Genomic DNA, 22,907 nt, shown 5'->3' with positions numbered 1-22,907 from the left:
ACGATGGCGCGAATCGAACCGAGCGACGGAATCGATCGTCCGCTATCCGCTCCCGCGCATATCGTCATGGAAGGTGTCGGGCTTAGTTATTTCACTCTGCAGCAGGAAACAGAAGCATTGCGCGACGTTTGCTTCGAGATTGCCCGCGGAGAGTTTATTAGCATCGTAGGGCCGAGCGGCTGCGGCAAAAGCACGCTGCTCTCTCTCATATCCGGCATGCTGACACCGACGCAAGGCAGCGTGCGCATCGACGGGGAGGAGGTGTCGGGCACCTCCTCCAAAGTCGGCTACATGCTGCAGCACGACCATTTGTTCGAATGGCGAGATGTGCTCGGCAACTTGACGGTAGGTGCGGAAATTCGCCGGATGGACCGGAAGAAAGCGAGAGCCAAAGCCGAGACGTTACTGGAGAGGTACGGACTCGGCGGCTTCGCTGGTTACTTGCCTTCCCAATTATCCGGTGGGATGAAGCAGCGTGTTGCGCTCATTCGGACGCTTGTCGCGGAGCCGGATATTTTGCTGCTCGACGAGCCTTTCTCCGCGCTGGATTACCAGACGCGGCTAACGCTGCAGGAGGAAGTGTTCCGCATCATTAAAGACCAGGGGACGACGGCCGTCCTCGTGACGCACGACTTGTCCGAAGCGATCAGTATGGCGGATCGGGTGATGGTTATGTCCTCTAGGCCAAGTACGATCCGCTCGGTTCACCCTATCACGTTCGAGGAAGGCAGTCATCTTTCTCCATGGGACAGAAGGCAGGCCGGGCGTTACAATGGCTATTTCAACGCCATCTGGAAGGAGCTCGAGCAGCGATGAAGACAAATGGCGCGAAGTCGCCGTTGTACGAACGGTTTCTTCGGGCGCAGCGCCGCACGCGCATCATGATCGGGCTCGCCCGGTTTGCGATATTGGCGCTGTTCCTGCTCGTATGGGAGCTGGCGGCGGACTGGAAGTGGATTGATCCGATGCTAACGAGCAAGCCGTCGATGCTGTGGACTTCGTTTCGAGATCTGGCTTTTCATGGGGATCTGTTTCATCATACTCGCATTACGGGGACGGAGACGGTTGTCGGCATCGCCCTTTCGATGGCGCTCGGCACGGCGGTTGCGGTGCTGTTCTGGTGGTCGACGTTTGCTTCGAAAGCGCTTGAGCCTTACATCGTCGTGCTGAATGCGTTGCCGAAAGTTGCGCTTGGTCCGATTTTTTACATTTGGCTCGGGGATCGTTACTCGGTGTACGGCATGGCGATTGCGATCTCGGTTATCGTCACGATTATGATGGTTGAAAATGGATTCAAGGAAATCGGCAGGACAAAGCTGAAGCTGATGCAATCTTTCGGGGCGACGAAAGGGCAAATGTTAAGGATGGTCATGCTTCCGGCGAGCGTGCCGCATTTGGTCGCGACGTTGAAGGTGAACGTAGGTTTAACGCTTGTCGGGGTCATTATGGGAGAGTTTCTGTCGTCGAAAGCGGGCTTGGGTTATTTGATCATCTACGGCGGTCAAGTGTTCCAGATGAATCTCGTGATGGTGAGCGTGGCGATGCTTGCACTGCTGTCGGTCTTCCTGTACGGCGTCGTTAATCTATTAGCTCGCGTCGCAAGCAAAAAATACCATCATGAAGCGTAATTGCTAATGTCTTTGTAAAAGGTCGCGGTTTCTGGCGGCCTATTTTGTTTTCTCGTAGCAAGCTGTCGATAATTTTGTAATAATGGCCTTGTGAGTATTTTGGGAGTGAAAGTTGCTATTTTGACAAAAACGGGAACTTGGGAGGAACCGCGGTGGGAAGCTTGAGCTTGCGAAAAGGGGTGTTTTTCGGTTCGCGGGCGTTAGGCCTGACGTTGATCCCGTTGATTTCGTTTGTTCTGGTAATCTGGTTTTACGATTTTATGGTACCGAACCGGTCGGCTCCGCAAGCTCGGGCTGGCGTCCTGGATCTGAGCGAATGGGACTTCGGCAAGAGGGGGTTCATTAATCTTGACGGAGAGTGGACGTATTATCCGAATCGGCTGCTGACGCCGGACGAATTCCGAAGCGGCGGGGAAGGCGATGTCAGGACCATCACCGCTCGCATTCCGAACGCTTGGTTCGGAGGAAGTTCTCCGGACGAAGCGAGCCGGACACCGTACGGCACGTACCGGCTGACAGTCAAGCTGAAGGAGAACGGCGGCAGCTACGGCATTCGGACGAACAACATCAACCGGTCGCATCGGCTTTACGTCAACGGCGTTATGATCGGAAGCGGAGGCAATCCGTCCGATATTCCGCGGGAGTACAGAGCGGAAAATAAGCCTTATACGACGTTTTTCCGCGCGGAAGGGCGGGAGTTGGACATTGTGCTGCAAGTAGCCAGCGACATCCCCGAGAGAATCGGGGGCTTCGAAGAATTGCAGCTCGGCTCGCAGGCGGACTTGCTTCGCAAGGACGAACTGTTCTTCGCTGTTGAATTTTTGGGACTTTTTATCCTGTTGCTATTCGGCGGTTATCACTTGAGTATCTATGTCATGAGGTCGAAGGACAAAGCCTATCTTTGTAGCAGTCTGTATTACCTGACCTTTCTGGTTTTCATCGCGATGGACGGAGACAAGCTGCTGCTCCAACTGGTGCCGGGATTTTCCTATGACTGGGCGAGGAAGCTCAACTATATCGGCGGGTTTTCGAATTTCGCGATGCTAGGCATTTTCCTCCACTACTTGGACGGGAAGCTGCTGTCGCGTAAGATGCTTAGCGTACTCGTTGCTCCAATCGCCGTCTATATCGCATCCGTTGCGGTACTGCCATATTCGATGTATTCGGTTCTCGGTCAACTGCCTTGGGATTATGCGTTGCTGCTCCTCATGATCTATCTCTATCGGGCAGCACGATTGTTTGCGAAGCAAGACGGCCAACTGGACCGCAAGGAAACCGCGCTGCTCTGCGGCGTGCTCGTATCCACCGTGTCGATTTCGCTTGTCGGGATCTTCTATTCCATGGGATGGGTTGAGACGGATCTCGGACGCCGGGTTGCGTTTCTGGCAGCCATTGCGTTCATGAACACGCTGCTTGCTTTTCGCCTGACCCGCGCCACGGACAAGACGGAGCAACTGACGGAGCAATTGATCCTGCGGGATCGATTAAAGGACGAATTTCTGGCCAATACGTCTCATGAACTGAAGACGCCGCTGCATGGGATTCAGAATATGGCCTCCTACCTGCTCGACGGGAAGGCAGGAGATCTTACGGACAAGCAGAGAAGCGAGCTGTCGCTTATTCAAGATACATCGACGAAGTTATCCGCGCTTGTGAACGACCTTGTGGACGTCGTAAGAATGAAGCACGGAGATCTCCGGCTTGCAGAAACGGTTCTGGACTTGCGGGTTGCAGTTCAGACGGCTTTCCAGGTATTGGAATTCGAGCTGACGGGCAAGGACGTGCAATGGGAGAATCGGATTCCGCTTGGTACGTTCGTCCGTGCGGACGAAAACCGGGTGAGACAGGTGTTGTACAACCTCATTCATAACGCAATCAAGCATACGAAAAAAGGCTGGATATGGGTAGGTGCGACAGTTGCAGACGGACAAGCCGTCGTTTGGGTAGAAGATACCGGGATTGGAATACCGCAAGAAAGCCAGGAGGCCGTCTTCGGTTATTTCGAGCAAGCGGAACGCGCCCTGCCGCAGGATGGGTACACAGGCATGGGGCTCGGACTGTATATCAGCCGCCAGTTGGTGGAACGGATGGGCGGCAGCATTTACGTGGAACGCTCCGAGCCGGGACAGGGAACGCGGATGACATTCACTCTTCCAGCTGACGATACCGGAGACTGGATAACCGCAGAAGGTGAAGTGGCAGCTGCCGTGGAATCGACGCCAAAGAACTTTTCAACGGAGCTCGATATCGTCGATCAGATGCGGGAGTATACGGTTCTCGTCGTCGACGATGAGGCGTCTAACGTTCGGATCCTGCTGAATCTGCTGGGAGACGAGTACAACGTATTGACGGCATTGTCTGCGAAAGAGGCACTTCGCAAGCTGGAAACTCATTCGCGGATTGATCTAATCATCATGGACGTCATGATGCCGGAAATGTCGGGCATCGATCTATGCCGGAAAGTTCGCGAATCGCGCTCGGTGTTGGAACTGCCCGTACTGTTCGCGACCGTAAAAGATTCTTTGTATGATATCGAGCTTTGCTTCGGTGCGGGAGGGAACGACTTCATCGCCAAGCCGTTCGATCCAAAGACGCTCGCTGCAAGAGTCCGGACCTTACTGTCGATGAAAACCTCGATGGACTTGGCCGTCAAGAACGAAATGGCGTTCCTGCAAGCGCAGATTAAACCTCATTTCCTTTACAACGCCATAAGCAGTATCGTTTCTTTCTGTTATACGGACGGGGAAAAGGCAGCATATTTGCTGTCCATGCTGAGCCGATATTTACGAATCGTGTTTGAACGCGATCAGACAACATTGTTCGTAACGTTAAGAATGGAGCTTGAACTTATTAAAGCATACGTTGAAATCGAGAAAGCCCGTTTTGGTACGCGGTTAGCCTACAAGCTGCAGACGGATCCGGGGCTCGACACAGCCGTCATTCCTTCGCTGATCCTTCAGCCGTTCGTCGAGAATGCAATCCGGCACGGTTTGTTCGAAAAAGAAGGCAACGGAACGGTTACGTTAACCGTCTCGGACGGCAACGGCTATATTCGGTTCGATATTGAAGACGACGGCGTCGGAATGGCGGATGACACGCTGTATCGTCTGAGGGCGGGAGATCGTCCTGAAGGCGCCGGCATCGGGGCGACGAACGTTCGAAGACGGCTGGCGACGATTCCGGGCGCGAGCATTGCGATCGATTCCGCGTTGGAACGGGGCACGCGGGTAACGATCTATTTGCCCAAGCGAGAAACGGAGGAAGAAACATGATTCGCGTCATCATCGTAGAGGACGAGCAGCCGACTCTGGATTTGATGGAGAGGCTTGTAGGCCGGCATCCGCTGCTGGAGGTTGCGGGAACGTTCACGAGCCCTCTTGAGGCGCTGGAACAGTATACTCTATTGAAGCCGGACGCGGTCTTTCTCGACGTCGAGATGCCGAAGATGGGCGGCCTTGAGCTTGCGAACAAGCTCAGGGAGATCGACGAGGACATTCAGATCGTGTTCACGACCGCTTATCCCGATTATGCGGTCGATGCATTTCGTGTGAGTGCTGTCGATTATTTGCTCAAGCCGGTCACTTCGGATGATCTGGAGAGGGTTGTGGCCCGTCTTTCTAAAAATTATTCGCTGCGTTCCAATCTGGAGGCTCCAGTTGCCGTCGGTGAACCGTCCGTCCGCTGCTTGGGAACGTTCGAGACGCGGAAGGTTGACGGAAGCCTGATCTCTTGGCCGACACGTAAGACGGAAGAGCTGTTCGCATACCTGTTAGCTTACCCGAACCGGCTGGCGGGCAAGTGGCAGTTGGCCGATCTCCTCTGGACGGACATGGAGGAGGACCGTGCCCTCCACAATGTGCACAATGCGATCTATAGGTTAAAGAAGGCTTTAAAGGAAGCCGGGTTGCCTGTGGACTTGACGCACAGCAACGAAGGATATTTGTTGCGCGTAGCCCCCGCCTTTACGGACATCGAACGTTTTCGAGACTTCATGAAGCGGACATCCGCGATCGATATACGGAACGCGACGGAGGCCGAGAAGCTGTTCCGGTCCTGCCGCGGAGAATTGTTCGGAGGCAAAGATTATGTGTGGAGCTCCGGCCTCGCTGCCGAAGTGTCGGCGCAGAAGGCTTCTTTGGCCCTTATGCTGGCGTCCTACTATCGTGAAATCGCGGACATGGCGGCCGCGAAGATGACACTGCGGACCTACTTGGCCGATGCTCCGCTTGATGAGGAGATCAACGCGGAGCTTCTCCGGTTGTATGCGGAAAGCGGGGAGTCGGGAGCGTTCCGGAATCATTACGAACAATACGCTCAACGCTTGGAGGCAGAACTCGGTGTCCGACCGACAGAGTCGATCCGGGTGCTGGCAACGGGGTTTTCCATATGAGGGTTGAAGGAGATTTGAAGAGAGACTTTGCGTCTCTCTTTTTTTCTACGGCGGCACAATGCACTAACACCTATGTTGCTGCCGACGAAAACTGTACCGCCTCGCGCCGCTCTAAGTGGGTTTCACCTGACTGCAGCTCACTGTGCGCCGCTTTTTGTCGCTCTAAATGGGTTTCACCTAACTGCAGCTCGCCGTCCGCCGTTTCTCGTCGCTCTAAGTGGGTTTCACCTGACTGCAGCTCACCGTGCGCCGCTTTTTGTCGCACTAAGTGGGTTTCACCTAACTGCAGCTCGCCGTCCGCCGTTTCTCGTCGCTCTATGTGGGTTTCGCCTGACTGCAGCCCACCGCGTACCCGCTTCTCGTCGCTCTACTACCGACGGGCGGCGGCTGATTTCGCATTTACGCGCTCCAACCGTTACAACATTCAACAATTGTGCCTTAGCAGTTATGTTTCTGGTTAGTGAATTGTGCCGTCGTAGTTTTCTGTCGTTTTTTGTGAGTAATTTGTGAGAAGTCGGATGTATTTTATTCGTGTTCCGTCTAGTTGTGAGCGAATACAGGAAATGAGGGATGACATGAAGAGAAAGTGGATCCAACTCGCGCGAGCGGCACTCGCGCTCATCGTCTCTTGGCAGACTGCCGCAGTTTGGTTAGGTACGGAACGGGCAGGAGCGGTGCCGGTGGGCGACTGGCTTTGGGAGCCGGTCGGGACAGGGGCGGTGGAGAACAGTTTTGCGCAGACGCTTGATATTGAAGTACACGACAATGTGCCCTATTTGTTCTATAACGTTGGCAGTGGCGGGGGCAGAGGAATCGTCAAATCGTGGGACGGATCGAGTTGGGCGACGGTTGGCGGGGGTTACGTTACGCCGGGCCACATGGGGAGCGCGTCGCTCAATATTGGACAGGACGGACAAATATACGCAACCTACGTAGACGGGAGCGGAAGTCCGTATCATGCGGTCGTTCGCAAGCTTAGCGGCGGAGCATGGGTCGAGTTGGGCGACGGCGGGTTTTTGTCTTCTCCGGCAGGTGCTGATTATACCGGTGTCGTTGCTGGAACGAACGGTAAGCCAACTATGTATTACCAGGAACGCGGTTCGTTTCAGACTTTTATTCGACAATTCGATGGCACGGTTTGGACGACGGCGACGGTGGTTACGGGCAACTATAGCAATCTTCCGAACTTGACGATGACCCCGCAAGGCCAACCCGCAATGATATTCGCAGACGGTTCTACCGGTTACTATCGGCCGAAAGCGATTGTGTACGATGGAAATGCATGGCAGACGTTGGGTAACGATCAATTCTCGAGCGTCTCTGCGCATTACCCATCGCTTCGTTTCGCTTCCGACGGAACGGCATATGCGGTTTTCAAGAACGGCAATGCGCCCGATAACGGCATAGCTTATTTATACAGGCTGTCTGGAGGGACATGGGAGAAGCTTGCGGAATGGAATGCGCATGGAATGAAAAATATCGACTTGGCGATCAGTCCGCTGACGAATGCTCCGTTCGTTGCGTATATCGATCGGAGCGGCAAAGCCGAAGTTAAGACGTGGAACGGCTCGGCTCTGATCGATACGACTTCGACAGGCGGGTTGGCAATGAATGCGGACAATGTCTCGCTGGCGTTCGGGGAGAACGGAGAAGGTTACTTGGCGTTTACTGACGGAGCCAACCATCCTGTCGTCATCCGGTATGCGCCAGAGAAGATTCCGCCTTCGGTGACAGGAATGACTCCATCCGCCGGGGCGACAGACGTAGACAGGGGCGAGAGCTTAACGGTAACATTCGATGAACCGATCAAGAGCGTGCCGGGTCATGATATCGAGATTTGCAAGGTAGCTTCCACGGAATGCCAGCTCGTTGATGCCGGCAGCGCGAATGTGTCGGTAACGGGGAATGTAGCGACCATCGATGTACCGACCGAATTACGAAAGGTGACGAGCTACCGGGCTGTTGCGGAAGCGGGAGCTTTCGCCGATCTGAACGACAATCCGGCTCCGACCATCGAGTGGACGTTCACGACCGCCGCCACCGTGCCGGACGCGCCTGAAATCACGGAAGTCCTCCCGTGGGACGGCGAAGTTACGGTCCTATTTAATGCGCCTGATAGCGGTGGGAGCAATATTCTGTCCTATAGGGTCACCATTCACCCAATGTCGGGTGGAGTCGATTTCGTAGAGGACACGCCAGGCATGGTTTATACCAAGACGGGATTGACGAATGGCGTCACTTACGGCGTCACGATATCCGCAGTGAATAGCGTTGGGTCTTCAGCACCATCTACTATGCGGACATTCGTTCCTTCGACTGTGCCGAGTGCGCCGACGATTACGGGGGTCGAAGTCGGCAACCGCAAGGCGACGGTGAGCTTCGAGCCGCCGGTTAGCGACGGCTCCAACCCGATCACCGAGTATCAAGTTCTGGCGAAGCAAGACGGCGTTCTTAAGCGAGGCGCTGTCGGAAGCGAGTCTCCGATAACGGTGACAGGCTTGACGAATGGCGAGACGTATTCGTTTACGGTAGTGGCAGTTAACGCAAACGGTCCTTCGGAGCCGTCGGCCGATCTGCCGGGAACTCCAGCCACGGTTCCTACCCCTCCTGCGAGCGTAACGGCTACCGCTGGCATAGAACAAGCGACGGTAAGCTTTACGCCTTCCACCAACAACGGAGGAAGCCCGATCACAGGCTACCGGATCACGACGATTCCCGGCAACGCCGAAGAGAATCCGATTACGATGACCGTTGGCCCGAACGCAACGTCCGCGGTCGTGAGCGGGCTCCGCAACGGTGGAGACTATCAATTCAAAGTCGCAGCACTTAACGCGCTGGGCGCTTCCGCCGAAACGCAGACAGTCGTATGGACGCAACTGCCCGCGGTGCCTGCAGGGCCATATAACATTTTTGCATCGGCAGGGGATAGAAAAGCAATCGTATCCTTCAACGAGCCGGAAAATGGCGGGATGACGATTACGAAATACAGAGTGACAGCGTCGGCGGGTACGGCTACTCTCATGCAGATCGAGGGCTCGTCCAGTCCGATAGAAGTGACGGGGCTTCAGAACGGCACGGCTTACACGTTCGTCGTAGAAGCTTACAATGAGGTAGGTTGGTCGGAACAATCGGATTCGTCCAACATAGTGACGCCAAGCACGGTGCCGCAAGCGCCGACGAACGTGACGGCGACGGCAGGCAATGGAAGCGCAGTGGTTTCCTATTATCCGTCCTTCGATAATGGAGGCAGCCCGATTACGGAATATCGGGTTACGGCATGGAAAGATGATCAGAATGTGAAAGAAGCAACTGGAACGTCCGGCTCGATCACGATATCAGGTCTTACGAACGGCACGGCGTATACCTTCACAGTAGTTGCGATCAACGCGAATGGAGCATCGCCTGCGTCTACCGCCTCGTCTCCAGTAACGCCGACGGCACCGGGCTCCGGCAACATCGGGCCGCCTCCGGTAGTAAGCCCGGAACCGTCACGAGACAACGAGTTGCACTTGACCGTCGGCCCGCAACAAGGCGGGTCAGGAGAAATCAAGGGCGTTGTTAAGCTGAAGGTTCCGGCTGGTGCGGTTTCTCGAGAAGGTAAAATTTCCGTATCGATTGTGGCCGCCGATCAGGCTCCATCGACGGGGGGGCTGAACGCGGTTAGCCAGGTAGTTGAATTTTCGAGCACGACCGGCCATTCGTTCGACAAGCCGGTGGAAATCACCTTTTATTATGGAAAAGACAAAGTCGGCGCTGGTAGTCGTGCGGCAGTCTACTACTACAACGAATTGCAACATCGTTGGATTTATATCGGAGGAACGGTAAACGAGGACGGAACGATAACGATAAGCGTTAACCATTTCACGAAATTTGCGGTATTCGAATTTAAGCCGACATCGTTTTCCGATTTGGCGGGCCATTGGGCAACGGCGTTTACCGAGCGATTAGTGGGTATGCACGTAATTCAAGGTTACCCGGATCAAACGTTCCACCCGAATGAAACGGTAACGCGGGCGCAATTTGCGAAAATGCTTGCCGAAGCGCTGGGACTTCCGGCAACTGCGAACGCGACGGATTTCGCGGATGACGACGAGATTCCTGACTGGTCCAAGTCTGCCGTGGCCTCAGCTGCGAAACTCGGTCTTATCAGCGGGTATCCGGGGCAAGGAGCGATGCGATTCAGGGCCGATCGAACGATCTCTCGCGCGGAAATGGCAGTGATGATCGCACGCGCACTAAGCGCAGGCGGGAACGGAGCGGAGGGAGCAGCGGGCGGAACAGCTCGTTTCAAAGATAGCGGAGCAATCCCGGAATGGGCCCAAGCTGCTGTCGAGACAGCTGTGTCGGCGGGCATCTTGAACGGCTATGAGGATGGAACTTTCCGTCCTTATGTTCAAGCAACGCGGGCGGAAGCGGCGGCGATGATCTATAAGCTGCTGGGAGTATTGAAAATTTAAAGCACGAAAGCGATACGAAGCAAATCAAAAACAGCGCCATCGCTGCTGCCTCCCCGGCGGCAATGCGTACGGCGCTGTTCTGCTTTCTTGTTCATGACGACTTGCGTTTGCGGTTTCCTCTGCCACGTTACACGGACGATTTCGGGGTTGTTCGCGCCTTCGCGCACCCGCTTAAGCCTCTCTTGCTTCGACTTCGATTTTCCCATTCTCTTACACCTCCAAGTGTTGATTCGATCATACCTGATAGCGAATGTGTACGCAATGAGGGAGTTGTCAGAAAAGTCTTTACATCAGGGTCTATTTGCCTAGATAATTTAACTAAAATATTTTGAGGTGCACAAACCAATGACTTTCACCATTCCCGAATCCGCCGCCGATATCGAGCTTTCCCAAATCGTGCAACGACAACGGGATTTTTTCCTTAGCGGGGCGACAAGAGAGATTGCATATCGCCTTAAGCAGCTTGAGAAGTTACGCGAGGCCGTCGTCCGTCTCGAGCCGGAGCTTCTGGCCGCGCTAAGGAGCGACTTGAACAAGCCCGAGACGGAAAGTTACGCGCTCGAGATTGGGCCAGTGCTGTCGGAAATCAGCTTCGCATCCCGCCGCGTCCGGAAATGGGCAAAGCCAAAGCGGGTACGCACTCCGATTACGCACTTCGGTTCCAGCAGCCGCGTTCGCTACGAACCGTTAGGAACGTCGTTGATTATAGGTCCATGGAACTATCCGGTTCAACTCATTCTTATTCCTACAATTGCCGCGCTCGCCGCAGGCAACACCGTCGTGCTGAAACCGTCGGAGATGGCGCCCGCCACGTCAGCGATGCTGGCGAGACTCGTACGCGAGACGTTTTCTCCAGAGGCGGTCGCCCTCGCAGAAGGGGGAGCCGAGACGAGTCAGGCGTTGCTTCAATTGCCGTTTGATCATATTTTCTATACGGGCAATGCGACCGTCGGGCGAATTATCATGGAAGCCGCCGCGAAGCGGCTGATTCCGGTTACGCTGGAGCTTGGCGGCAAAAGCCCCTGCATCGTACACGAAGACGCGAATATCGAACTCGCCGCGAGAAGAATTACGTTCGGCAAACTCGCGAACGCAGGCCAGACGTGCGTTGCTCCGGATTATTTGCTCGTGCACGAGCGGGTCAAGACGAAGCTGATCGAAGCGATCGGGCAAGTGATCGAATCGTTCTACGGTGCGGACCCGATTGCCCATCTGAACTACGGGCGTATCGTAAACGCGAGGCATTTTCATCGCGTGGCGGCTTACTTGAAGGACGGAAACGTCGTCTACGGCGGACGATCGGACGAGTCTTCGTTGAAGATCGCCCCGACGCTGCTGGCGGACGTTGCACCGGACGCCCCAGTCATGCGGGAAGAAATTTTCGGACCGATTCTTCCGATTATCACTTACGGCAACATCGACGACGTCTTCGCGATTGTCGCAGCGAACGAGAAACCGCTCGCGCTGTACGTGTTCTCGGAAAATAAGAAGTTTCAGGACGAGATCATCGGCCGAATCCCGTTCGGCGGGGGTTGCATCAACGATGCGGTTATCCACTTGGGCACGCCTTACTTGCCGTTCGGCGGCATCGGCCCGAGTGGAATGGGCAACTATCACGGAGAATATGGCTTCCGTACGTTCTCCCATTGCAAAGCCGTGCTGAAGCAGTCCAATCGGTTTGATCTGCCGTTCCGTTACCCTGGCTCCAAGCTCGGTCCGAAAATCATTCGCAAGCTGCTGCGATAAACGATCTCGACGAGGGGAGGGAATGTGTTCTGGCAACGTTGATACCCGGTTACGAAGCGTACAAGAAACTGTTCGCACATCTCCCGATGCCGTTCGCCTATTTGGACTTAAGCATGCTTGATCGCAATATCGCCGATATTGCCGCGGCCGCCGGCAACAAAAACATCCGTATCGCCAGCAAGTCGATCCGTTCCGTGGATGTTCTTCGCCGCATTTTGGACTCGGGTGCTCCTTACGGTGGCGTTATGTGTTACACCGCATCGGAAGCGGCGTTTCTGGCCGACCAAGGGTTCGACGATCTGCTGCTTGGCTACCCGACGTGGGAGGCGGACGGCATTCGTGCGCTTGTGGAGAGAGTTGCGGCCGGCAAGCAGATCACCTTTATGGTCGATTCCATCGAACATGTCGCCCATATCGAAAAATTTGCTCAAGGAAGCGGGACTCGTGTTCCGCTATGTCTGGACGTGGACATGTCCACGTCTTATCCGGGGCTGCGTTTCGGCGTATGGCGCTCCCCGATAAACGGCTGGGAGCAAGCCAAACCGGTTGTCGAGGCGATCGTCGGCTCCCGTTGGCTGAAGCTTGACGGCATTATGGGATATGAAGCGCAAATCGCGGGTGTAGGAGACGATGTGCCAGGTGCGACATTCCAAAATCGGATCGTCTGTTTTCTGCAAAAAAGATCCGTCTCTGAAGTTGCCAGACGAAGGGCAGAAGTCGTTCGCGGTCTCTCAAGCATCGGTGTGGCGCTCCGGTTCGTCAACGCCGGCGGAACCGGCAGCTTGGCGACGTCTCGGGAAGAGGAATTCGTCACGGAAGTAACCGCTGGTTCCGGTTTTTATGGCCCGACGTTATTTGATTATTACAAGTCATTCCGATACCTGCCTGCAGCGGGCTTCGCCGTAGAGATCGTCCGAAAACCTCGCGTCGATATCGTAACGTGTCTGGGCGGCGGGTATGTCGCCTCGGGCGCTGCGGGAGCGACGAAGCTCCCCCAGCCCTATTTGCCACAGAACCTGCGGCTGTTTTCGCTAGAAGGCGCGGGTGAAGTGCAGACGCCGGTGCTGGCGAATCGACCGGAGCATCGCGGTTTGCACATTGGTGATCCGATCTTTTTCCGCCATGCGAAAGCTGGGGAATTGTGCGAACGTTTCGACTGCTTAAACGTCGTCGCAGACGGAGCAATCGTCGGGAAATATGCGACCTACAGGGGCATGGGGGGAACTTCTTATGATCAACAAGGGATGCCGGTGGAGCAACTGGTCGGGCATCGAGAAAGCAAAGCCTAGAACCGTTCTTTATCCCGTACATATTGAGGAAGTCGTCGAAGCTGTCCAAATGTGCCGAAGGGAAGGGCGCAAGCTTAGAGTCGTCGGCTCGGGACACTCTTTTACCGCGCTTGTCACGACGGATGACATCATGATGTCTCTGGACAACATGCAGGGGGTGCTCGAGACGAACCCTGCCGCACTTACGGCTACCGTCTGGGCGGGAACAAAGCTGAAAGCCCTCGGCGAGTTGCTGCATACCGAAGGGCTCGCGCAAGAAAATCTCGGCGACATCGACATGCAGTCGATCGCCGGAGCGATTAGCACCGGAACGCATGGGACGGGACTGTCCTTCGGCAATATTTCGACCCAAGTCATTGGCATCACTGTCGTGACGGGTACGGGAGAAGTGTTGGATGTAACCGAGCAATCACATCCCGATTTGTTCAAAGGATTGCAAATCTCGCTTGGAGCGCTAGGCATTATCGTGCAAGTGAAGCTTCGGCTGCGTCCCGCCTATCGGCTGCGTTACGAGAGCTCGAGGGTACCGATCGAGGAATGTTTGAAACGTATGCCGGATTTAATGGTCAGTCATCGCAACTTCGAATTTTACTGGTTTCCGTATGCCGAGCCGTGTCAGCTTAAAACGATGGACGAAACCGAAGAACCGGAGACGCATCGCGGAATTGGCGGGTATGTGAGCGATGTGCTGCTTGAGAACGCTGCCTTCGGCGTACTCTCCAAGCTTAGCAAATGGATACCGGGCATGAGCGCTCCGGTTAGCCGATTATGTGCCGCGCTTGTCCCGACGGGCGGAAGAGTCGGGCACAGCCACAAAGTGTATGCGACGACACGGCTTGTTCGCTTTAACGAAATGGAGTACAATTTACCGGCCGAGCAGATGGCGAATGTCATTCGGGAGATGCGCGAGGCAATGGCTCATGGCAAGTATCGCGTGCATTTTCCGGTCGAATGCCGTTTTGCCAAAGGCGACGACATCTGGCTTAGCCCCGCTTACGGTAGAGACTCGGCGTACATCGCCGTCCACATGTACAAAGGAATGCCGCACGAACGATATTTCGCGGACATGGAAAGCATCTTTCTGAAGTACGGCGGAAGGCCGCACTGGGGCAAACTACATAACTTAACGGCCGAACGGCTGCGCGATGCTTATCCGATGTGGGAAAGCTTTCACGAACTGAGGCGGCGATTGGATCCGGACGGAATTTTTCTGAATCCGTATTTGATCCGGATTTTCGGACAATAGATTTCAGAGTGTTTTGTAAAAAGGAGTTAATGATTATGCCCCACCTGTTGATTAGAGGCGTCTCTCATGAAGGGATCCGGTCCGTCAGCCGGGCGCTCGTCGCCGAGTTGGCGAATATATGCGAATGTCCGGAAGATTATTTTGTGTTGGAAGCGCTGCACACGACCGCTTTCTTCGGCGGCGAAGCGGTCGATTCGTATCCGTTCGTTGAGGTAAACTGGTTTGATCGCGGCTTGGCGGTCAGAGACGCCGTCGCCTCCTGTATCGATCGCCATATTCGATCGGTTGGCGTGACTGAGGCCGAGATCGCGTTTAAGGTGTACGAGGAGGATGCGTACTACGCGAATGGGAAGAGACTCGGAGCGTCCGATGCTGAGCGGGAAGCCGAACTGCTGGCCTTGCGCACGGAGAACGGCAAACTCAAGGAAGATTTGGCCAAGGCGCGCAAAGCGCTGGCCGCAGGTTCAGGACAAAATATGAGCAGCAAGCTTTACGACGCGCTGAGGGAATAGTTTTTCGGATGGCGAGGGAAGTCGATGAACAAGCAGTTGAGCTTCCGGGAAGACGGGACATTTACGATCGTGCAGTTTACCGACGTTCATTGGAAGAACGGCGACGGGAAAGACGCCCGTACGAAATCGCTTATGGCGCGTATTATCGCGGAAGAGAAGCCGGACCTTGTCGTCTTCACGGGGGATGTCATTGATAGCTTGCATTGCGCAGACCCGTATCGTTCGTTTCGAGATGCGGTGGGGGTCGCGAGCGAAAGCGGCATTCCGTGGGCGGCGGTTTTCGGCAATCACGATAGCGAAGGTAAGACTTCACGCGAAGAATTGATGAGCGTCCAGACGAGCATAGCAGGAACGATCGCCGAATATGGCCCTTCCGACATCGGCGGCGTCGGCAATTTCGTAAGGACGTTGGTTGGCCGGGATGGCTCGTCTGCCGCTGCGCTCTATTTCCTCGATAGCGGCGCTTATTCGGAGCTTCCTCATGTCCCGGGGTACGGCTGGTTTCAGCGCAGTCAAGCGGAGTGGGTGCGGAAGAAAGCCGGGGTGTTGCAAGCGGACAATGGCGGGCGACCGCTGCCTTCGCTGGCGTTTTTCCATATTCCGCTTCCGGAATATCGCGATGTATGGGATCGTCAAACATGCTTCGGCAAAAGATACGAGAAAGTGCAGGCGCCGCGGCTGAACACAGGCATGTTCTCCGCGCTGGAGCAAGCGGGCGGCGTGATGGGGACTTTTTGCGGGCACGATCATGTCAACGATTACGAAGGCACGCTGTACGGCGTTCGGCTTTGCTACGGCAGAGCGACCGGGTACAATACTTATGGAAGATGGCGTTTCCGCCGCGGCGCCCGCCTCATTCGGATGCGCGAGGGTAGCGAGAGCTTCGAGACATGGCTCAGACTCGATAACGGCGACAAAATCGAGAGCCAAAGGAAACATTCCCCGAACCGGTTCTCACGGGCATAAGTGTATGATTATATGTTGGTCTACCAAGCCGCTTCACCGTCCGACAAGGCGGGGAGCGGCTTGGTTAGTTGTCTCCCGAGCAGCTACGGCACTCCGACGCACGTCTCGCCAGCGACCATAGTGGACAAGTTGCGTCACAATGTATCTTTTTCAAAAATTAATTTAAATGCCGAAACAAAACGTATCTTGATTGCGTCAAACCCTATACCAGCCGCGACGCGAACCCGGGAAGCCGCGGCGGAGAAATAGGGAGGTATCGATATGAGGAAAGCATGGCTCTGCCTGCTTGCGCTATTGTTGCTAATTCAACTGCCAATTGGGGCGAACGCCGCATCGAATTTGAACACCGAGCAGAAGTATGAGTTTTTGCGGCAGAAAAATATTTTTACCGGCTTCGCCGACGGAAGCGCGCATTTGTACGATTCGATGACGCGGGAACAACTGGCAGTCGTGCTGTGGCGGTTGCTGGATTTGCCGATGAGTACGAAAGCGCTCAGCTACAAAGACGTGCTCAAAACCCGCTGGTCGTATCCGCAGATTGGGGCAGTGACGAGGGCTAATTTGATGAGCGGCACGCAGACGAACGTGTTCTCGCCTGACATGAACGTGACGGTGGAGCAAATGGCTGCCGTGTTCATCCGCAGCTACGGCTTGAAAGGAAACGGATCGACGCCGGTTGCGGGTAAAGTTTCCTCGTGGGCAAGAGGTGCCGTCAGCCTCGCGCTGGACAAAGGATTGATTCCTCAGCTAAACGACTACACGATTGACGCATCCCGTGGACTGCTAGTCGAAGCGGCGTATACCGTATACCTCGACACGCACGTTCAACCGTTGCGCGTGCGTTCAGTCGACGCGTTGTCCAATCAATCGATCAGACTCAATTTGTACGAACGCGGCGACAATATCAATTTGCAAAGGTTTGCGCTGAAAGATGTTTATGGCAATAATCGTAGCATTCAACAAGCGATCGTCGCCCAGGATGGATTGTCCATCGTCTTGTGGACGGACCGCCAAATCGGCGGAATCACGCATTGGCTATACGTCGACGGCAATCCATACAGCTATTCGTCCACGCCTGACGATACGACGAAGCCGACAATCGTTGGCCAACTGAACCGCATCGCAGCGAAAACGTTCGAAATCACTTTCTCGGAGCCGGTCGACAGCAGTACGGCAGCGAACATGGCGAATTATACGCTAAGCGATGGTTTGCGGGTGACATCGGTGCAGCTTTCTTCCGACTTGCGCCGAGTGACGTTCTCGACGTCCGATCAGACGAACGGCAAGACGTATCGACTCACAGTTCGTAATGTCAAAGATTTGGCCGGCAACGTAATGGACCGTAATGACGATCTGACGTTCGTCGGCAACGGCGACAATACGAAACCGAAAGTGACCGAAGTGCGGATCGATGTGACGACGGCGATCGTCAGCGTGAAGTTCAGCGAGAAAATCGACCCGACGCAAGCGGTGCAAGCTTACCATTACGCATTGGATAAAGGGCTTGGAGTGACTCAAGCTACGCTAAGCAAAGACGGCCTGACCGTATACTTGAGAACGACGCAGCAGCAAGATGCCGTCGTCTACACGCTGACGGTCAGCGGCATTCCGGATTTGGCCGGCAATATGATGGATACTTCAGGGAACTGGAAGTTCGGCGCGGTGGCAAATCCGCTGACGCCGGTTAAAGTCCAGGACATCAAAGCGATCAACAACAATACGATTGAAGTGACGTTCGACCGTCCGGTGACCGGCACGGATGTGAACAACGCGCGAATCGTCAGCTTGCTGGACGGAGACGCCAACGTTTCGTTAACAGACTGGACGGATTACTCGACCATGAAGCCGGGAACGGATCGAGTCGTGATTATGCAGTTCCGGACGAAGTCTCCGAATCCAGTCCTGTTCGTCACAGGGCATACGTACACGGCGCGGGTGTCTGGCATCGTCGGCCTCGAGACGGAAGGGAACGCCGACACAGCTGTATTCGCGGGTACGGTGAAAGAAAATCTTAACCCGTTCGTCGCGCAAGTGTATTTGACGGACCGGAGAACGGTCAAAGTCGTGTTCAGCGAGCCTGTCACGAACGTGAAGACGGAGGCGTTCCGCATTCGGGAGCGCGGCGGAGATTGGGTGAACGTCACAGGCATCGACAACGGGGATCCGAACAAAGTCGTTACGGATATTTCCCTGAAGCTCGGCAGCGATCTGAAAAACGGAAGCGTCTACGAACTGAGCTTCCAAGGAGGCATCGTCACAGACGCCGCCAAATGGAACGAACTGAAGACGACGGAAGGCGGGCAGCCGTTTGTGCTGAGCTTTAACACTTAACCGTCTAGGCATACTCAAGCCCCATCCTTCGCGCATTGCGAAAGATGGGGCTTTTGTTTTACTGTGAGAATGTCGAAAGGAGGTGTTACAATAAAACGATGGGGGAGGAGACGAAGTGATGTTACTGTTGGTTTGTTACTTGCTCGCGATTAACGTCGGTGCGTTGTGGGCGATGGCGTACGATAAAGGTCAGGCGAAACGAAGGAGACAGAGAGTGCCGGAACGGACACTGTTTCTGTTAGCAGCGATAGGAGGTTCACCTGGATCGATTGTCGGCATGAGAATATGGCACCACAAGACGAAACATATCTCATTCGTCATGGGTATGCCCGCCATTCTTGTCGTGCAAGTTGTCATCTTGTACGCCATACTTCGATAAACAAACAAGAAGAGGACGCCGAAGCCGTCAAGGCTTGAAGCGTCCTCTTCTTATCACTCAGGGTGTCGTCGAGACCAATGGCTTCAGCAGCTTAAAGGTATCATCCCACTTGTCTTCTTTGGCTCGAATCGCCACAATCGTATGCTCTCCGCCGAGCTCGATGCCGTTAAACACCGGATTGCCGGTAATATCGATGCCGTAAGCGTGAAGCCCCGATTCTTTTTCACCTTGCGTTTTGCGGATTTTATTTTCCGGAACGTCGAGCGGTTCCTTCTTCAAGAAGTCGTCCAAAGGAATAAACGCCCCCTGGGCAGCGAGGCTCTCGAAATTTTTCTCATCGACAATGTACAGCTCGGATTTCTCCGTCATGAGCATAAGCACGCTCTTCTGCTGAAGCGCGATATCCTGCGGGCTCTTCAGCTCCGTAGGCACGTAGACGACCGTTGATTTGACCCGCTGCCACTCGGGAACAAGTTTTAATAAATTCGCGGAAAGCGTCGTTTCATCAGCCAAGAAGAAGTTGCCAAACATGCTGACCGACAAGTTGGCCGGCGGCGTGTTCGCCGCTTCCCGACGTTTGTCGATGCCTTCCTTGATGAAATACGAAGCCATAATAACAACGATAATGCCGACAATCAGATGGATTTTATAATAATAGAAAAAGTGCCCGACTTTCGTTTGTTTCTGTACGGTGACGTTTTTCTCCGTTTCGATGCCGAGTACAAGGTTGTACGCCTGATTGATCTCCGTCAAATCGGGTGCCTCTTCGCCCTCGCCGCCTGACTCGGTTCTTGATTTCGCCGCCTTCGCCCGCTTCATCAGCAGGAAGTAGCGATTCTCCACTTGCTCGCGATCCGCGTCGGTCGGCAATCCCAGCGTCTCGTACGCTTTCTTTAGTTGTTCATCCACGATCCTTCACTCCCGTCAGCCTTCCGCTGTATGCCTTACTGCAAGTTATAAAACATCTCATATAGCATCATACACGAAGTCTGGAACGACGCGCAAACTGTCCGAATAGAGCACCTGAACAAAACAAAAGCGCCGGAGCGGGAGAAGACCCCGAATCCGGCGCTTTGTACTATTCGATTGTGATGCGGCGTCCGCCGATCCACGTGGACAGCAGCTCCAGGTCATCGTTCAGCAGCAAGAAATCTGCGGCTTTGCCTGTTGCGATCGAGCCTGTTCGACTGTCGATGCCGAGCTGTCGAGCAGGGTTGCCGCTAGCCATTCGGCTTGCGTCTTCAATGCCGGCACCGACTGTCTGAACAAGGTAACGAACGGCGCTAATCATGGTAAGCGTGCTTCCCGCGAGGCTGTCGTTTTCTTTCAGCCGGGCGACGCCGCACATCATGCGGACGGGAAGGCCGCCCAAGTCGTAGTCGCCGTCGGGCATTCCGGCGGCAGTCATGGCATCCGTAACGAGGATGACGTTGTGTGCGCCTTTGGCCCGGGTAATGAGTTTAATGCCGGCCGGGTGGACGTGGTGACCGTCGGCGATCACTTCCGCGACGATGCGGTCGTCGGTCAGCACGGCGCCGACCGTGCCCGGGTTGCGGTGATGGAGCGGCGTCATCGCGTTAAACGTATGAACCGCATGGCGCAGCCCTCTATCCGCAGCGGCGATGATCTGGTCGTATGTCGCATCTGTGTGGCCCGCGCTAGGGACGATCCCGTTGTCGGCCAGTTTCTCGATATAATCAAGTGCGCCTTCGTTCTCCGGCGCAAGCGTCTGGATCTTGATAATGCCCGGGAAACGGCTTACCCATTCTTCCAGCCATTCCGGTTGGGGAGGAACGATATACGCCGGATTTTGCGCGCCTTTCCATTTGACGTTCACGAACGGTCCTTCGAGGTGAACGCCGATGAGCTGCGCGTAAGGCATCGGCTCGCTCATATATTGGCTGACGCGGTCGATTACGGCGGTCAATTCCTCGCGCGGCGCGGTAAGCGTCGTTGCCAGCATACTCGTCGTGCCGTTGGCCGCGTGGAACTTTGTAATTTCCCGGATGCCTGCCGCTTCTGCGTCCATGAAGTCGTGGCCGGCTCCGCCGTGTACGTGCACGTCGATGAAGCCGGGAAGCAACCATTGTCCTGCCGCATCGATCGTTTCCACATCCCCCGCAGTTGCGGAATCGTCCGCGCCGCTGCCGATATGCGCGATGACACCGTCTTTCACGAGAAGGACGCCGCCCTCGACGATGCCTTCGGGAGTGACGATCCGGGCGCCGACGATACGAATCGATGATGATGCTGCTGCAGCGCCGCTCATGCGAGTTTACCCGCTGCTGCGCTATCGAGCAGTACTATCAAGTTCGGATGCGTTTGAAGCAGGGATGCCGGCACGTCGGTCGTGATCGGTCCTTGCAAGGCGCTTTTGACGATATCGGCTTTGTCCGCGCCTTTGACGACGAGCAATATTTTTTTCGCTTTCAGAATCGTGCCGACGCCCATCGTCAGCGCCTGCTTCGGCACTTGATCGATCGAGTCGAAGAAACGGGCGTTCGCTTCGCGCGTTTCTTGCGCGAGCTCGACGATATGGGTGCCTTTCGTCAATGCGTGCGCAGGCTCGTTAAAACCGATATGTCCGTTATGGCCGAGGCCAAGCAATTGCAGGTCGATTTGTCCTGCAAGCTCGATCGCTTCATCGTAGCTTCTGCATTCCTCGGTTAGATCTGCGGCATTACCGTCCGGGATATGGCATTGCGCCTCCGGAAGATCGATGTGGGCGAACAGATTGCTTTTCATATAGGAATGATAGCTTTCCGGGTGCTCGACCGGAATGTTGACGTACTCGTCGAGGTTAAACGTCGATACGTTGCGGAAGCTGAACATGCCCCGCTCGAATTCTTTAACGACTTGTTTGTAGATGCCTACCGGCGTGCCGCCGGTAGCAAGACCGAGCACGGCCCTCGGAGTCGTCTGGATTTGGCCGATAATAATGTTGGCGGCCGCCTCGTTAAGTTTTGCGTCGCTGTCGAAAGTCAGAATGTTCATTTTGTTTTCTTCTCCTCTTTGGCTGTAGTATACGATTTGACCGTCTGGTACGATTGTTCCAGGCGGGGAACGTAAATTTCGAAATGTTCGCTGACAAGTCCCGCGAACAAAATATCGACAACGTGTAACTGCGCCATCCGTGAAGCCATATCGCCGCGCCGCATGCCGACTTCCGAAGAGGAAGTGAACAGGTGGATGGAGGCGTGCCCGGCCAGCGTATTCGCCCCGTACCGGGTAATCGACATCGTCGTCGCACCCCGTTCGGCAGCGCAGCGCAAAGCGTGAATCGTCTCCGGCGTCTCTCCCGAATAGGAAATGCCGATCGCCACGTCTTGCGAGCATAAGGAAGAAGCGGAAGTCAGCATCATGTGCGGGTCCGAGAACGCCGAAGCCGCTTTGCCGATTCGGATCAGCTTCTGAAAGAAATCTTGCGCGACGATGCCGGAAGTCGCCGAGCCGTACAGATCGATGCGCGAAGCGCCGTGCATCGTCGCGATCGCCAGTCGAAGCTGCTGGGCGTCGAGCACGCGAGTCGTGTCCGTAATCGAACGCAGATGGTTGGCCGTGAGCGCGGCGACGATATCGTCCAGCGGCTTACCGGCGACGATGTCCTGATACTGATTGTCGGTCGACGTCGATTGGACGAGCTCCGTTGCCAGCTTCTGCTTAAAGTCGGGAAAATTATGAGAGTGGAACGTCTTGCAGAAGCGCGAGATTGTCGATGGACTGCTGCCCGATTGCGCGGCAAGCTCGGTAATCGTCATCTGCACTGCGTTCTGCGGATGGGCAAGCAAATATTCCGCCAGTGCGCGTTCTTTGAGATGTAGGCTATCCAACTTTTCATGTATGGCATTCAAAATGCTCATGCGAGGTCGCCTTCCATCCGAAAAATAGTTTCTTATTTTCTAGGAAACCCAAGAAAATTATTTTCATCTTAATTTTACTGTATCGCAGTCACCGTTGCAATGA

Annotated in this window: 17 protein-coding genes; 12 read left to right on the top strand and 5 right to left on the bottom strand. The window is 55.0% G+C overall.

The genetic code is table 11. The annotated features are described in order from the left end of the window. Positions 1-3: 3 nt before the first annotated feature. The 5 genes from ACFPOF_RS30115 to ACFPOF_RS30095 all read left to right on the top strand — a co-directional run bounded on the left by ACFPOF_RS30115 (position 4) and on the right by ACFPOF_RS30095 (position 10,475). Positions 4-816, top strand: coding sequence for an ABC transporter ATP-binding protein (locus ACFPOF_RS30115; protein WP_378139276.1), 813 nt, complete (start codon positions 4-6; stop codon positions 814-816). Further along, complete coding sequence (locus ACFPOF_RS30110) at positions 813-1,628, top strand: ABC transporter permease (RefSeq protein WP_378139274.1); 816 nt, start codon at positions 813-815, stop codon at positions 1,626-1,628. Before ACFPOF_RS30115 ends, ACFPOF_RS30110 begins: the two co-directional genes overlap by 4 nt. A 152-nt stretch (positions 1,629-1,780) precedes the next feature. Beyond that, on the top strand, positions 1,781-4,900 hold the full coding sequence (locus ACFPOF_RS30105) for a hybrid sensor histidine kinase/response regulator (RefSeq protein WP_378139272.1): 3,120 nt from the start codon (positions 1,781-1,783) through the stop codon (positions 4,898-4,900). Next, positions 4,897-6,018 carry a response regulator gene (locus tag ACFPOF_RS30100; protein ID WP_378139270.1) on the top strand — a complete coding sequence of 374 codons (1,122 nt, stop codon included), beginning with the start codon at positions 4,897-4,899 and terminating at the stop codon, positions 6,016-6,018. The genes ACFPOF_RS30105 and ACFPOF_RS30100 overlap by 4 nt, the downstream gene beginning before the upstream one ends. A gap of 575 nt (positions 6,019-6,593) precedes the next feature. Then, complete coding sequence (locus ACFPOF_RS30095; RefSeq protein ID WP_378139268.1) at positions 6,594-10,475, top strand: fibronectin type III domain-containing protein; 3,882 nt, start codon at positions 6,594-6,596, stop codon at positions 10,473-10,475. Here ACFPOF_RS30095 and ACFPOF_RS30090 read toward each other — a convergent pair. Beyond that, a complete protein-coding gene (locus ACFPOF_RS30090; protein ID WP_378139267.1) occupies positions 10,472-10,681 on the bottom strand; it encodes a hypothetical protein in 210 nt (69 codons plus the stop codon). The two genes, ACFPOF_RS30095 and ACFPOF_RS30090, sit on opposite strands and share 4 nt — an antisense overlap. 139 nt (positions 10,682-10,820) lie before the next feature. On the opposite strand from ACFPOF_RS30090, the gene ACFPOF_RS30085 reads away from it, so the two are divergent. The 7 genes from ACFPOF_RS30085 (at position 10,821) to ACFPOF_RS30055 (ending at position 18,944) form a co-directional block, all read left to right on the top strand. After that, positions 10,821-12,221, top strand: coding sequence for an aldehyde dehydrogenase (locus tag ACFPOF_RS30085; protein WP_378139265.1), 1,401 nt, complete (start codon positions 10,821-10,823; stop codon positions 12,219-12,221). A gap of 41 nt (positions 12,222-12,262) precedes the next feature. Then, positions 12,263-13,510, top strand: coding sequence for an amino acid deaminase/aldolase (locus ACFPOF_RS30080; protein ID WP_378140449.1), 1,248 nt, complete (start codon positions 12,263-12,265; stop codon positions 13,508-13,510). Beyond that, complete coding sequence (locus tag ACFPOF_RS30075) at positions 13,452-14,756, top strand: D-arabinono-1,4-lactone oxidase (RefSeq protein WP_378139263.1); 1,305 nt, start codon at positions 13,452-13,454, stop codon at positions 14,754-14,756. Before ACFPOF_RS30080 ends, ACFPOF_RS30075 begins: the two co-directional genes overlap by 59 nt. 35 nt (positions 14,757-14,791) lie before the next feature. Next, positions 14,792-15,268: a DUF1904 family protein gene (locus ACFPOF_RS30070; protein ID WP_378139261.1), complete on the top strand. Its 477-nt coding sequence runs from the start codon at positions 14,792-14,794 to the stop codon at positions 15,266-15,268. Positions 15,269-15,292: 24 nt separating this feature from the next. Next, positions 15,293-16,234, top strand: coding sequence for a metallophosphoesterase family protein (locus tag ACFPOF_RS30065; RefSeq protein WP_378139259.1), 942 nt, complete (start codon positions 15,293-15,295; stop codon positions 16,232-16,234). Between the two features lie 261 nt (positions 16,235-16,495). Continuing rightward, positions 16,496-18,565: an Ig-like domain-containing protein gene (locus ACFPOF_RS30060; RefSeq protein ID WP_378139257.1), complete on the top strand. Its 2,070-nt coding sequence runs from the start codon at positions 16,496-16,498 to the stop codon at positions 18,563-18,565. Positions 18,566-18,683: 118 nt separating this feature from the next. Next, positions 18,684-18,944, top strand: a complete 261-nt coding sequence (locus tag ACFPOF_RS30055; RefSeq protein ID WP_378140447.1) for a DUF1294 domain-containing protein — start codon at positions 18,684-18,686, stop codon at positions 18,942-18,944. A gap of 57 nt (positions 18,945-19,001) precedes the next feature. On the opposite strand, the gene ACFPOF_RS30050 is transcribed toward ACFPOF_RS30055, so the two are convergent. The 4 genes from ACFPOF_RS30050 to ACFPOF_RS30035 all read right to left on the bottom strand — a co-directional run bounded on the left by ACFPOF_RS30050 (position 19,002) and on the right by ACFPOF_RS30035 (position 22,804). Continuing rightward, positions 19,002-19,853, bottom strand: coding sequence for a hypothetical protein (locus ACFPOF_RS30050; RefSeq protein WP_378139255.1), 852 nt, complete (start codon positions 19,851-19,853; stop codon positions 19,002-19,004). A gap of 169 nt (positions 19,854-20,022) precedes the next feature. Beyond that, positions 20,023-21,213 carry an N-acetylglucosamine-6-phosphate deacetylase gene (nagA, locus tag ACFPOF_RS30045; RefSeq protein ID WP_378139253.1) on the bottom strand — a complete coding sequence of 397 codons (1,191 nt, stop codon included), beginning with the start codon at positions 21,211-21,213 and terminating at the stop codon, positions 20,023-20,025. Beyond that, the gene (nagB, locus tag ACFPOF_RS30040) at positions 21,210-21,938 is read right to left on the bottom strand and encodes a glucosamine-6-phosphate deaminase (RefSeq protein ID WP_378139251.1); all 729 of its coding nucleotides are present in this window, start codon (positions 21,936-21,938) and stop codon (positions 21,210-21,212) included. The genes nagA and nagB overlap by 4 nt, the downstream gene beginning before the upstream one ends. Then, positions 21,935-22,804, bottom strand: coding sequence for a MurR/RpiR family transcriptional regulator (locus ACFPOF_RS30035; protein WP_378139249.1), 870 nt, complete (start codon positions 22,802-22,804; stop codon positions 21,935-21,937). The genes nagB and ACFPOF_RS30035 overlap by 4 nt, the downstream gene beginning before the upstream one ends. Positions 22,805-22,907: the final 103 nt, after the last annotated feature.

The organism is Cohnella soli (assembly GCF_042655525.1).
Lineage (GTDB): Bacteria > Bacillota > Bacilli > Paenibacillales > Paenibacillaceae > Cohnella > Cohnella soli.
Note: the sequence above shows the minus strand (reverse complement) of the source record. Positions and strands in the feature narration are given on the sequence as shown.

Coding starts and splice junctions, on each gene's coding strand:
- ACFPOF_RS30115 (WP_378139276.1), top strand. CDS start 4: ATGGCGCGAATCGAACCGAGCGACGGAATCGATCGTCCGCTATCCGCT.
- ACFPOF_RS30110 (WP_378139274.1), top strand. CDS start 813: ATGAAGACAAATGGCGCGAAGTCGCCGTTGTACGAACGGTTTCTTCGG.
- ACFPOF_RS30100 (WP_378139270.1), top strand. CDS start 4,897: ATGATTCGCGTCATCATCGTAGAGGACGAGCAGCCGACTCTGGATTTG.
- ACFPOF_RS30095 (WP_378139268.1), top strand. CDS start 6,594: ATGAAGAGAAAGTGGATCCAACTCGCGCGAGCGGCACTCGCGCTCATC.
- ACFPOF_RS30090 (WP_378139267.1), bottom strand. CDS start 10,681: ATGGGAAAATCGAAGTCGAAGCAAGAGAGGCTTAAGCGGGTGCGCGAA.
- ACFPOF_RS30085 (WP_378139265.1), top strand. CDS start 10,821: ATGACTTTCACCATTCCCGAATCCGCCGCCGATATCGAGCTTTCCCAA.
- ACFPOF_RS30075 (WP_378139263.1), top strand. CDS start 13,452: ATGATCAACAAGGGATGCCGGTGGAGCAACTGGTCGGGCATCGAGAAA.
- ACFPOF_RS30070 (WP_378139261.1), top strand. CDS start 14,792: ATGCCCCACCTGTTGATTAGAGGCGTCTCTCATGAAGGGATCCGGTCC.
- ACFPOF_RS30065 (WP_378139259.1), top strand. CDS start 15,293: ATGAACAAGCAGTTGAGCTTCCGGGAAGACGGGACATTTACGATCGTG.
- ACFPOF_RS30060 (WP_378139257.1), top strand. CDS start 16,496: ATGAGGAAAGCATGGCTCTGCCTGCTTGCGCTATTGTTGCTAATTCAA.
- ACFPOF_RS30055 (WP_378140447.1), top strand. CDS start 18,684: ATGTTACTGTTGGTTTGTTACTTGCTCGCGATTAACGTCGGTGCGTTG.
- nagA (WP_378139253.1), bottom strand. CDS start 21,213: ATGAGCGGCGCTGCAGCAGCATCATCATCGATTCGTATCGTCGGCGCC.
- nagB (WP_378139251.1), bottom strand. CDS start 21,938: ATGAACATTCTGACTTTCGACAGCGACGCAAAACTTAACGAGGCGGCC.
- ACFPOF_RS30035 (WP_378139249.1), bottom strand. CDS start 22,804: ATGAGCATTTTGAATGCCATACATGAAAAGTTGGATAGCCTACATCTC.